Raw genomic sequence first — 12479 nt, 5'->3', positions numbered from 1 at the left:
GAATGGCTGAAATAAAACGAACACAGCCGCTGGCACGCGACGCCATGGCTTATGTGCTGGCCGGCGGCCGTGGCAGCCGGCTCAAGGAACTGACCGACCGACGGGCCAAGCCGGCGGTCTATTTCGGCGGCAAGACCCGCATCATCGATTTCGCGCTGTCCAATGCGCTCAATTCCGGTATCCGCCGCCTCGGCGTCGCCACCCAGTACAAGGCGCATTCGCTGATCCGCCACCTGCAGCGCGGTTGGAACTTCCTGCGGCCCGAGCGCAATGAGAGTTTCGATATCCTGCCGGCCAGCCAGCGTGTGTCGGAAACGCAATGGTACGAGGGCACCGCCGACGCCGTTTACCAGAACATCGACATCATCGAGGCCTATGGGCCGGAATACATGGTCATCCTGGCCGGCGACCACGTCTACAAGATGGACTACGAAATGATGCTGCGCCAGCATGTCGAGGCCGGCGCCGACGTCACCGTCGGCTGCCTCGAAGTGCCACGCATGGAAGCTACCGGCTTCGGCGTCATGCATGTCGATCCCAAGGACACCATTATCTCCTTCATCGAAAAGCCCGCCGATCCGCCAGGCATTCCCGACAAGCCGGATTTTGCGCTGGCCTCGATGGGCATCTATGTGTTCAAGACCAAGTTCCTGATGGAGCAATTGCGTCGCGATGCAGCAGAGCCCGGCTCGAGCCGCGACTTCGGCAAGGACATCATCCCCTACATCGTCGAGCACGGAAAGGCGATCGCCCATCGCTTCGCCAAATCCTGCGTGCGCTCGACCGCCGAGAACGAGGCCTATTGGCGCGACGTCGGAACGGTCGACGCCTATTGGGAGGCCAATATCGACCTGACCGACATCACGCCGGAACTCGACCTTTACGACCGCGACTGGCCGATCTGGACTTATGCCGAGTTGAAGCCGCCGGCAAAGTTCGTGCATGACGAGGATGGCCGCCGCGGGTCGGCCGTGTCGTCTCTCGTATCGGGCGATTGCATCGTTTCGGGCGCTTCGCTGAAGCGAAGCCTGATCTTCACCGGCGCGCGCATCAATTCCTATTCGACGCTGGAGGAGGTTGTCATGCTGCCCGACGTTCATGTCGGCCGCAACGCCAGGCTGAAGCGCGTGGTCATCGATCACGGTGTCAGGATCCCGGAGGGGCTGGTGGTCGGCGAGGATCCCGTCCTCGACGCCAAGCGTTTCCGCGTTTCGGAAAAAGGCATCTGCCTCGTCACGCAGGACATGATCAACAGGCTGGGATCGTAGTGCATGCAGGTTCTGTCGGTGGCGCCCGAGATCTTTCCGCTGGTCAAGACCGGCGGGCTCGCCGACGTAACCGGCGCCTTGCCCGTGGCATTGGCCGGCAAGGGCGTCACCATGCGCACGCTCGTCCCCGGCTATCCCCAGGTGATGGGAGCCTTCAGGAAAAAAAAGCCGGTTCAGCAATATCCGTTGCTGCAGGGCGGCAAGGCCTCGGTGCATGCCGTCCAGATCGCCGGGCTCGACCTGTTCGTGCTTGACGCGCCGCATCTTTTCGACCGTCCCGGCGGCCCATACGGCAACGCGACTGGCGCCGACTGGCCGGACAATTGGCGCCGGTTCGCGGCCTTGAGCCAGGTAGGCGGTGATATTGCCGGCGGTGCGATCTCGGGCTACCTGCCCGATATCGTCCATGCCCATGATTGGCAGTCGGCAATGACGCTTGCCTACATGCGCTACGGCAAGGCGGTCGGCACGCCGTCGATGATCACCGTGCACAACCTCGCCTTCCAGGGCCAGTTCGGCGCCGGCATCTTTGGCGACCTTGGCCTGCCGGCGGCGGCGATGGCGCTCGACGGCGTCGAATATTACGGCGGCGTCGGCTTCCTCAAGGCCGGCCTGCAGGCGGCGTGGGCGATCACCACGGTCAGCCCGACCTATGCGCAGGAAATCCGCTTGCCCGAATTCGGCATGGGCCTCGACGGCCTGATCAACATGCGCTCCGTCGATCTCCATGGCATCGTCAACGGCATCGATACCGAGATCTGGAACCCGGAAACCGACAAGCATCTAGCCTCCAACTACACCGCAAAGACGCTCAAGGCGCGAATGCCCAACAAGGCCGCGGTCGAGGACCGTTTCAGCCTCGATCGCGATGACAGCCCGATCGTCTGCGTCGTCAGCCGGCTGACCTGGCAAAAGGGCATGGACATACTGGCTGCGGCCGTCGACGGCATCGTCGCAGCAGGTGCACGGCTGGCAATCCTTGGGTCTGGCGACGCTGGGCTGGAAGGCGCGTTGCTTGCCGCCGCAGCCCGCCATCGCGGCCGCATCGGCGTCGTCGTCGGCTATGACGAGGGACTCTCCCACACCATGCAGGGCGGCTGCGACGCAATCATTATCCCATCGCGCTTCGAACCTTGCGGGCTGACACAGCTTTACGGCCTGCGCTATGGCTGCGTGCCGGTCGTCGCCCGTACCGGGGGCCTTGCCGACACGATCATCGATGCCAACGAAGCCGCCATCTCTGCCGGCGTTGCGACCGGTTTCCAGTTTGCGCCCGCCAATGCCGGCGCCTTGCTGCACGCCGTCCGCCGCCTTGTCGAGGCGCATGCCAATCCCGCAGTGTGGACGTCGATGCAGCGGCAAGGCATGAAGGCCGACGTTTCGTGGGACAAAAGCGCCGAAAAATATGTCCAACACTATCGCTTGCTGCTTTCGAAAAGGGCTGCCTGACTGATGATCCGCACCGTCGCCACCAAACCCTATCCCGACCAGAAGCCCGGCACCTCCGGGCTGCGCAAGAAAGTCCCGGTGTTCCAGCAGGAGCACTATGCCGAGAACTTCATCCAGTCGATCTTCGATGCGCTGGACGGGTTCGAGGGCAAAACCCTGGTGATCGGCGGCGACGGCCGCTTCTATAACCGCGAGGTCATCCAGAAGGCCATCGCCATGGCCGCGGCAAACGGCTTCGGCAAGGTGATGGTCGGGCAGGGCGGCATCTTGTCGACGCCGGCCGCTTCGCATGTCATCCGCAAATACAAGACCTTTGGCGGCATCATCCTGTCGGCTAGCCACAATCCGGGTGGCCCGCATGAGGATTTCGGCATCAAGTACAATGCCGGCAATGGCGGCCCGGCGCCGGAAAAGCTGACCGACGCGATCTTCGAAAAAACCAAGGCGATTTCAAGCTTCAAGATCGCCGATATCGGGCAGGTCGACATCGACACGATCGGCACGGTCAAGACGGGGGACATGACCGTCGAAATCATCGATCCTGTCGCCGACTATGCCGAACTGATGGAAAGCCTGTTCGATTTCGACGCATTGCGGGCGCTGTTCAAGTCGGGCTTCCGCATGCGCTTCGACGCCATGCATGCGGTGACCGGCCCCTACGCCAAGGAGATCCTCGAAAACCGGCTCGGCGCGCCCAACGGCACCGCCCGCAATTTCATTCCGCTGCCGGATTTCGGCGGCCATCATCCCGATCCCAATCTGGTGCATGCAAAACACCTCTACGACGAGATGATGGGGCCGGATGCGCCAGACTTTGGCGCCGCCTCGGATGGCGACGGCGACCGCAACCTGATCATCGGCAAGGGAATTTTCATCACCCCGTCTGATTCGGTGGCGATGCTCGCCGCCAACGCCCATCTGGCGCCGGGCTACAAGGCCGGGCTGAAAGGCATCGCCCGCTCGATGCCGACCAGCGGTGCTGCCGACCGGGTCGCCGAAAAGCTCGGCATCGGCATCTACGAGACGCCGACCGGCTGGAAATTTTTCGGCAATCTGCTCGATGCCGGCATGGCAACGATCTGCGGCGAGGAGAGTGCGGGGACCGGCTCCAACCATGTCCGCGAAAAGGACGGCCTGTGGGCTGTGCTTTTATGGCTCAACATCCTTGCCGTGCGCGGCGAAAGCGCCAAGCAGATCGTCACCCAGCATTGGGCGGCCTATGGCCGTAACTATTATTCGCGCCACGACTACGAGGAGGTCGAGATCGATCGTGCCAACGCGCTTGTCGACGAGCTGCGCGCCAAGCTCGGCTCGCTGCCTGGCACCAGCGTGCGCGGCATGACGATCGCCAGCGCCGATGATTTCGCCTATCACGATCCGGTCGACGGCTCGGTCAGCAAGAACCAGGGCATCAGGGTGTTGTTCGAAGGCGGCTCACGCGTCGTCTTCCGCCTGTCCGGCACCGGCACCTCGGGCGCGACGCTGCGGCTTTATGTCGAGCGCTACGAGCCGGACAAGAACCGCCACGATCTCGACACCCAGGAGGCACTTGCCGATCTGATCGTGGCGGCCGACGACATTGCCGGGATTCTCAGCCATACCGGCCGCGCCAAGCCGAGCGTGATTACGTGAGCCTAGAGCGGCGCGCCTTTCCTTCTCCCCTTGTGGGGTCCGAAGGACGGGGCGAGACCCGTGGCTCGCCCCCGAGCGGTGGATCGGCGCGTAGCGCCGAGACGGTTGAGGGGTGTTGGACGGATCGCCGTAGGTGCCAAGCTGGAGCACCCCTCATCCGTCGGCGATGGCAACGCCTCAAACTGTCTACGACCTGCTGCTGTGAGCGCGCGTGAGCCAACTCGGCGCAACTATCACCAAGGAAGGTATCCGCTTCGCCGCATGGTCCTCGTCGGCTCGGCGCATCTGGGTCTCGATCTTCGACGCGCGCGGCAACCGCGAAATCGACCGGCTGGAACTCCAGTCGGAAGGCGAGGGCGTCCACGCACTTTTTGTTGCCGGTCTCGCCGCTGGCACCCGATACGGGTTCCGTGCCGATGGCGACTACGCGCCGGAACACGGTTTCTGGTTCGATCCCAACAAGCTGCTGGCCGATCCCTATGCCGTCGAGATCGACAGGCCCTATGCCTATGACGGCCGGCTAGCCGCGCGCCGTGGCGCGGGGGCCGACACGGCGTCGCTGATGCCGAAGGCCATTGCTGGCGCCTTGCCGGAACCCTTGCCTGCCTTGCCGCCTCTGTTTCGGTCCGGCGGCCTCATCTACGAAGTGCCGGTACGCGCCTTCACAAAGCTGCATTCGGACATTCCCGAGAAGCAACGCGGCACCATTGGAGCGCTCGCTCACCCCCTCGTTGTCGAGCATCTGCAAAAACTCGGCGTGGCAGCCATTGAGTTGATGCCGGTGACTGCATCGATCGACGAACGGCATTTACCGCCGCTCGGTCTGCGCAACGCCTGGGGTTATAATCCCGTGACCTTCATGGCGCTCGATCCGCGACTGGCGCCCGGCGGTCTGGCCGAGTTGCGCGGAACGGTCGCCGCGCTGCGCGAGGCCGGCATCGGCACCATTCTCGACCTTGTGTTCAACCACACCGGCGAAAGCGACCGGCTCGGCCCGACATTGTCGCTGCGCGGCCTCGACAGCCGCGCCTATTATCGGCACGAGCCGGACGGCGCTCTGGTCAATGACACCGGAACCGGCAATACGGTTGCGTGCGATCATCCGGTCGTCCGGGAAATGGTCCTCGACACGCTTCGCCACTTTGTCCAGCGCGCCGGTGTCGACGGATTCCGCTTCGACCTGGCGCCGATCCTCGGCCGCGTCGACGGCGTTTTCGACGCCGATGCGCCGCTGCTGAACGCCATTCGCAAAGATACTGTTCTTGGCGACCGGGTGCTGATCGCCGAGCCTTGGGATATCGGACCGGATGGCTATCAGCTCGGCAATTTTCCGCCGCCCTTCCTCGAATGGAACGACAAATGCCGTGACGATATCCGCCGTTTCTGGCGCGGCGACGGCGGCATTATCGGTGTCTTGGCGACGCGGCTTGCCGGTTCGTCCGACGTCTTTGCCAAACCAGGCCAGACAACGAGCCGCAGCATCAACTTCATCGCCGCGCATGACGGCATGACGCTGGCCGATATCGCTGCCTATGAGCACAAGCACAATGAGGCCAATGGCGAACAGAACCGCGATGGCCACGACGACAACCTGTCCTGGAACAATGGCCTCGAGGGCGAGACCGGCGACCAGCCAATCGTTACGGCCCGTTTCGATGACCAGTGCGCGCTGCTGGCGACGCTCTTTGCCTCGCGCGGCACGATCATGCTGACGGCCGGCGACGAGTTCGGCCGCACGCAGCGCGGCAACAACAACGCCTACGCGCAGGACAATGACATCACCTGGCTCGACTGGGCCGGGCGCGACCTGGCGCTCGAGCACCATACGGCTCTGCTCGCCAGGATGCGTCGTGTCGTGCCGGCGCTTTTGGACACAACGTTCCTGACCGGAGAACCGCCTGCGGGCTCGGAAATCCCAGACGTAGCCTGGCTGACGGAAACCGGCATGCCGCTCGACGAGGCCGCCTGGCACGATGCCAGGCGGCACCGGCTGGTCATGGTTCTCGGGAGCGGTGAGAACAGTCGCCTTGCAGTGGTCATCAACGGCGACCGCCGGGCCTGCATGTTCACGCTGCCGGAACGGGCGGGTTTTCTTTGGCGCCCAGCTATCGAACCGGATAGTAGCGATATCTCGCGGCCGGTGCCTGGGCGAACGGTCCTGTTCATGATCGAAAGCAGGACAGCGCGGGCGGGCGCAGGGGAGAGCCATGATGCCTGACAATGCCGAATGGTGGCGCGGCTGCGTCATCTACCAGATCTACCCGCGCTCCTTCCAGGATACGACAGGCGACGGCAGCGGCGATCTCCGCGGCATCACCTCGAGGCTGGCCCATGTCGCATCGCTCGGTGTCGACGCGGTTTGGCTGTCGCCTTTCTTCAAGTCGCCAATGGCCGATATGGGTTACGACGTTTCGGATTACTGCGCCGTCGATCCGATGTTCGGCACATCAGAGGATTTCGACGCGCTGGTTGCCGAGGCACACCGGCTCGCCCTGAAGGTGATCATCGATCAGGTCTTGTCGCATTCGTCGGATCGGCACGAATGGTTCGTCGAAAGCCGCACGAGCCACGACAACCCCAAGGCCGACTGGTACGTCTGGGCCGATGCGAAGCCCGACGGCACCGCCCCCAACAACTGGCAGTCGCTTTTCGGCGGCCCGGCCTGGGAATGGGACGCAACGCGCAGGCAATATTACCTGCACAATTTCCTCGCCTCGCAGCCGGACCTGAATTTCCACAACCCACAGGTGCAGGACGCCTTGCTGGAAACGGTGCGGTTCTGGCTCGAGCGCGGCGTCGACGGTTTCCGGCTGGATACGGTCAACTATTACGTCCACGACCGCTGGCTGCGCAGCAACCCGCCTTTGGCGGAAAGCGTCGCCGGCACCAATGCGGCAACCAGCCCCTATCTCTATCAGGAGCATCTGTTCGACAAGAGCCAACCGGAAAACCTTGCTTTCCTCAGGCGCTTCCGGGCCTTGCTTGACGAATATGAAGGCCGCGTCGCTGTCGGCGAGATTGGCGACGAAACTCGTTCCTTGCAGACGCTCGCCGCCTATACCGGCGGTGGCGACAAGCTCCAAATGTCCTACACGTTCGACCTGCTCGGCCCGCAATTCTCGGCGTCGCATGTGCGTGGCTGTGTCGAGGCCTTCGAGAGTAAGGTGTTCGACGGCTGGGTTTGCTGGGCGTTCTCCAACCACGATGTCGTGCGCCATGTCAGTCGATGGACAAGGCCCGGCGGCGATCCGGACAGGGTGGCGAAATTCTCGATCGTGCTGCTTTCTTGCCTGCGCGGATCGATCTGCCTCTACCAGGGCGAAGAACTCGGGCTGGAGGAGGCCGAACTGGCGTTCGAGGATTTGCGCGATCCCTTCGGCATCCGCTTCTGGCCGGCAATCAAGGGCCGGGATGGGTGCCGAACGCCGATGGTCTGGGAGGCTGGCGCCGACAATGCCGGCTTTTCGACGGGCAAGCCGTGGCTTCCGGTCCCGGCAAGCCATCGCGCCCGGGCGGTCGACGTCCAGGATGGCGAGCAAACCTCCGTCCTGGCGAGCTACCGGGCGATGCTGGCCTTGCGCAAGCAGCATCCGGCGCTGGTTCGAGGCTCGATCCGGTTCCTCGATGCCGAAGGCGACGTCCTTGCTTTCATTCGCGAAGGCGGTGACGAAAAGCTGCTCTGTGTCTTCAATTTCGCCGACGAGCCGGCCGGCTGGCAATTGCCACCGGATCTGGAAGCGATAGAGCCGATAGACCTTGGCGGTGCTGCCGGCGTCTTGCAGGAAAGAACTCTGTCGCTGCCGCCGCTGGGCTGCTTCCTCGGCCGGATCGGCTGAGCTCTATTTCATTATCTCATTGAACGAGCACGGAGCGCCCGCAAGTCGCGCCGACAACCCGCACATCGGCCTCGCCGACATGCACGCCGACAGCTGCAAGCACGTTATAGACCAGTTCGTCGACCGGCGCCGTCACGCCGTTCAGAACCGTTACCACCGCCGGCTTAACCGTTCCGAGCAGGGCCGTCACGTCCAGCCCGAGGCCCAGTGCATTGACCGAGAGCGAGAGGCCGCTGACCAGCGATGTCGTGAGTGATTGCGTCAGGTTTTTTGTAGCGACAGTTTTTATCGTCTTGTTGGCGATATCGGTGCTGTCGAACGTCAATGCGGTCGCATCGTTGTTGGTGATGGCAAGTGATGACGAACCCTTCACATCGAGCAGATTGAGGGTGAGCAGCAGAAGCTTTACGCTTACCTGTGCAATCGTGGCATCGGAGAACGATTGCGGATTGCTGAAATCGGCGAAGGCCGATGGGTTGTTGTCGGCGTCGCTGGTGGCAAGGTGCAGCGAGGCCACGCCAGGCTGCGCGGCGATCGAGACCTTGATGCTATCCGGCCGGCCCGTCGGGCAGCTGATGTCGGTTAGCTTGGCTTCCGCATAGGCGACTTCGACATGCAGAGGCAGGTTGACGGACAGCAGGCTGATGCCGCCGCCGAGATTGGAATTGCCGATGCCCACTGTGGTGACCAGCTTGATGCGCGTCTGCGCGGTGCGCACCACGGTGCCTTTTTCCCCGACGGCCAGCCAGGGTGAATATTGCATCGGTTCACCGATGGCGATGGCGAGCGTGGTGGAGGTAAGTCCCGGAATAGTGGCGCCGAGATCGACCTGGACCTGGTTTGAGCCATTGGCCAGCGAGGCGGCGGCACCCAGCATGCCCATCGCGCTTGCGTCGACGGAAAAGCCGGGAGACTTTTGTCCGAGGCCGAGCTTACCGATCGAGCCAAGATCGATAAGATGACTGAGGGGTATCTTGACTGTGTTGGTGGCCCTCGACGCGATCGTCTGCAGCACAAGTTTGCTGGCGCTGCCCGACCCGGACGCATTGGCCATGGCGGTCGCGATCTGGCCTACCGTCGCTTTTGACGCCAGCACGTCGGAATAGCTGACACCTGTCAGTTGCAACTGTACGGCAAGGGCATCGACGAACGAAAGCACGTTTACATCGGCCGAGATCAGCGCGTTGTAGTCCATGACGCTGAGCGAAATGTTGGCGCCCAGCAACTTGCTGAGAAGCGCGTTGAGGATGCCGCCATTGACGCTGAGGAGCCTGGACCCGACCGAGAACATCGCTTGCGGGGTCACACTGGCAATGGCTTCGGTGCCGACAACCGGAGTAGGGATGAGCGAACTGGCGAAATACCGGGCGGGGATTTTTTGCAGAGTGACGCGAACGGCGTTGTAAGGCGTTTTGCCGGCTTCGAAGCGCTTGTCGACACCAACGGAGGACGCCGCTGAGTATCGGCCGCCGGTGACCGACACGACGGTTTTGCCAACCGTGGGAACGATTGTCTGACCTGCCTTTTGAACAATGATGCCGGGCATTCGGTTGTCACTGAGCGTGGTTACCGCCGCGGCTTCCATATTGTTGATGTTCGACGCCGCGGTGATCGCCGCCAGATCGGTCATCGCCTGGGCTTCCCTGCGCTCCGTGTAGATCGAACCTTCGTCGACAGCGAAGGCCGCCAACCCCAGCGCGAACGGTGCTATCAGCGCCGTCATGACGGCAAAGTTCGCCTTCTCGTCGCCAACCATCGAGCGAGCGATCCGCCCGATGCCCCTCAGCAAGAACTGCGACATTTCAAATGCCTCCAATCCTGATGGTCGACCTGCGTGAGATCGTGGTTTGCGGCATCGCAAGGCTGGGCAACAGGTTCCAGATCGGCAGGTTGCTGGCATCGTACTGGATCGACACGACGAACTGATTTCCGTCGGCCGTGCTGTCCGTCGCTTGATAGGTCAGCTTGCCGGAATCGACGAACGGGTATCCACTGGCATTGTTTTTGACGAAACTCGCCACCAGCGCCTGGCGCTCGGTTTGATTCAATCCGGCAATTGCGGTGCGGGCGGCATCGGCGGCGATTTGCTGCAAGGAGTTGCTTGCACCAAAATAGATACCATATGCAACCATTCCGAGCAAAAGAAGGATAAAGATTGGGGAAAGCAGGGCGAACTCGACCGCGGAAGTTCCGGACTCTTCTCCAATTTTGCGTAGATTCGTCCGTACTTGGCGCAATATTTTACGCTTCAATGCGACAGTATTACTGTCTATCTTGTTCATTGCCCTTGCCCGTTGGAACCCAAGGTCGATGTGCCGATCCCATCGAAGTTTGTAACCCTTGGTTGCCTAAGAACCAATTAATACATTCCGGTAAACTGAAATGATCGGCCAGATTATTTCCCAGATCGGCGTTCTGGCCGGGAAACCCAGTCAAACTCATGGTTTCGACCATTGATTGGCCGCCCGCAAAACGACTGCCCCGGCCCCCTTACTTTGGGTGACCCCGAGAGTCTGTTGAAATAAAAAATCTCCACGTTACTGTTTGGCCACCAGCTGCCGGAAAAGGGAACCGGCTGCGCGCTCGAAAGGAACCAACCAATCGGTTTCGGGGCGTCAACACTTAGAGACGTGGCCGAAGGGCGACGTCATTAGGGAGAACTCCATGCTGAAACATGTGCTGAAGGCGACGGTACTCGCCACGACCATGGTCTTGGCCGCCGGTACGTTCTACACGCCGGCTTTCGCCGAGACCGTCTACAACCGCGGAGCCGCCGCCGAAGCGGAGACGCTCGATCCGCACAAGACCTCGACGGTCTACGAAGCCGATATCATACGCGACCTGTTCCAGGGACTGGTCATGCATGACCAGAAGACGAACCTCATTCCGGGCGCCGCCGAAAGCTGGACGGTGTCCGACGACGGCAAGGTCTACACCTTCAAGCTGCGCAAGGACGGCCTCTGGTCGGATGGCAGCCCGGTGACGGCGGACGACTTCGTCTATTCCTTCCGTCGGCTGGAAGATCCGGCCACCGCTGCCGAATACGCTTCCATGCTCTATCCCGTCAAGAATGCGGAGGAGGTCAATACCAAGAAGGGCAAGCCGGAGGATATGGGCGTCAAGGCGATTGACGCAAATACCCTCGAAGTCACGCTGAAGGCGCCAACGCCGTACTTCCTGGAGATGCTGACCCATCAGGCGACCTATCCTGTTAACAAGGCGTCTATCGAAAAGCTTGGCGCCGACTGGATCAAGGCAGGCAAGCTGGTCTCCAACGGGGCCTTTACAGCGGCGGAGTGGATTCCCAACGACCATTTGAAGCTGGTCAAGAATCCGAAATTCTGGGACGCCGCGAGCGTCAAGTTCGACGTCGTCAACTACATCCCGACCGAGGATCGCTCGTCGGCGATGAAGCGTTTCGAGGCGGGCGAACTCGACAGTTACGGCGACCTGCCGACCGAACAACTCGCCGATCTCAAAACCAAATTCGGCGACCAGGTCCGTGTCGGGCCATATCTCGGCATCTACTATTATGCGATCAAGACCGATAAGGCGCCGTGGGATAATGTCGAGCTGCGCAACGCCATCTCGATGGCGATCGATCGCGACTTCCTGGCGGAGAAAGTCTGGCAGAATTCGATGCTGCCCGGCTATTCCATGGTGCCTCCCGGCATCGAGGGCTATACGCCGGCAATGGCCAAATACGCCGACATGCCGCAGATCGACCGCGAGGACGCTGCCAAGAAGATCCTCGAGAAACTCGGCTATACACCCGAGCATCCGCTGAAAATGCAGATCCGCTACAACACTTCGGAGAACCACAAGAACACAGCGGTCGCCATTCAGGAACAGCTGAAGCCGCTTGGCGTCGAGATAACACTCCTCAATACCGACACCAAGACCCACTACTCCTTCCTCGAGCAGAAGGGTGACTATGACGTGGCGCGCGCCGCCTGGATTGCCGACTACAAGGATCCCGAAACCTTCCTCGGCATCTCCCGCAAAGCCAGCGGCAACAACTATTCGGTCTACAACAGCCCAAAATACGAGGCGGCGATGGACAAGGCGGCGGCCGCCGGCGGCAACCCTGCAGAACGCATGAAGGAACTCGCCGAGGCCGAGCGCATCCTCATCGATGACGTCGGCGAGATCCCGCTTCTCTACTACAGCTACCACGATATCGTTTCCTCGAAGTTGCATGGCTTCGACGACAATGTGATGGACATCCATCCGTCCCGCTTCATCAGCAAGGACTGATCCCTGGCCGGGCCACCGCGCATCGAATGCGCGGTGG

The 12479-nt window shown here is 61.8% G+C and carries 8 protein-coding genes; 6 read left to right on the top strand and 2 right to left on the bottom strand.

Annotation, left to right across the window (positions count from 1 at the left end; all coding sequences use genetic code 11):
* Positions 1–2: 2 nt before the first annotated feature.
* From glgC to bglA, 5 genes are all read left to right on the top strand, one after another.
* On the top strand, positions 3–1268 hold the full coding sequence (gene glgC, locus NKI52_RS17325) for a glucose-1-phosphate adenylyltransferase (protein WP_254819896.1): 1266 nt from the start codon (positions 3–5) through the stop codon (positions 1266–1268).
* A 3-nt stretch (positions 1269–1271) separates the two neighbouring features.
* A complete protein-coding gene (gene glgA, locus NKI52_RS17320; protein WP_352698738.1) occupies positions 1272–2717 on the top strand; it encodes a glycogen synthase GlgA in 1446 nt (481 codons plus the stop codon).
* A gap of 3 nt (positions 2718–2720) precedes the next feature.
* Positions 2721–4349 (top strand): alpha-D-glucose phosphate-specific phosphoglucomutase, encoded by a 1629-nt coding sequence (locus NKI52_RS17315; protein WP_352698736.1) that lies wholly within the window; start codon positions 2721–2723, stop codon positions 4347–4349.
* A gap of 211 nt (positions 4350–4560) precedes the next feature.
* Complete coding sequence (gene glgX, locus NKI52_RS17310) at positions 4561–6567, top strand: glycogen debranching protein GlgX (RefSeq protein ID WP_352698734.1); 2007 nt, start codon at positions 4561–4563, stop codon at positions 6565–6567.
* The gene (gene bglA / locus NKI52_RS17305; RefSeq protein ID WP_352698732.1) at positions 6557–8185 is read left to right on the top strand and encodes a beta-galactosidase BglA; all 1629 of its coding nucleotides are present in this window, start codon (positions 6557–6559) and stop codon (positions 8183–8185) included. The genes glgX and bglA overlap by 11 nt, the downstream gene beginning before the upstream one ends.
* A 16-nt stretch (positions 8186–8201) precedes the next feature.
* Here the strand turns inward: bglA and NKI52_RS17300 are convergent, their stop codons facing one another.
* Complete coding sequence (locus tag NKI52_RS17300; RefSeq protein WP_352569901.1) at positions 8202–9986, bottom strand: pilus assembly protein TadG-related protein; 1785 nt, start codon at positions 9984–9986, stop codon at positions 8202–8204.
* 1 nt (position 9987) lies between these two features.
* Positions 9988–10467 carry a TadE family protein gene (locus tag NKI52_RS17295; protein ID WP_352618589.1) on the bottom strand — a complete coding sequence of 160 codons (480 nt, stop codon included), beginning with the start codon at positions 10465–10467 and terminating at the stop codon, positions 9988–9990.
* Positions 10468–10849: 382 nt separating this feature from the next.
* On the opposite strand from NKI52_RS17295, the gene NKI52_RS17290 reads away from it, so the two are divergent.
* A complete protein-coding gene (locus NKI52_RS17290; RefSeq protein ID WP_352569899.1) occupies positions 10850–12442 on the top strand; it encodes a peptide ABC transporter substrate-binding protein in 1593 nt (530 codons plus the stop codon).
* Positions 12443–12479: the final 37 nt, after the last annotated feature.

Source organism: Mesorhizobium sp. M0590 (genome assembly GCF_040320905.1).
In the GTDB taxonomy this organism is placed as follows: domain Bacteria; phylum Pseudomonadota; class Alphaproteobacteria; order Rhizobiales; family Rhizobiaceae; genus Mesorhizobium.
This window is presented reverse-complemented; position numbering and strand designations above follow the sequence as displayed.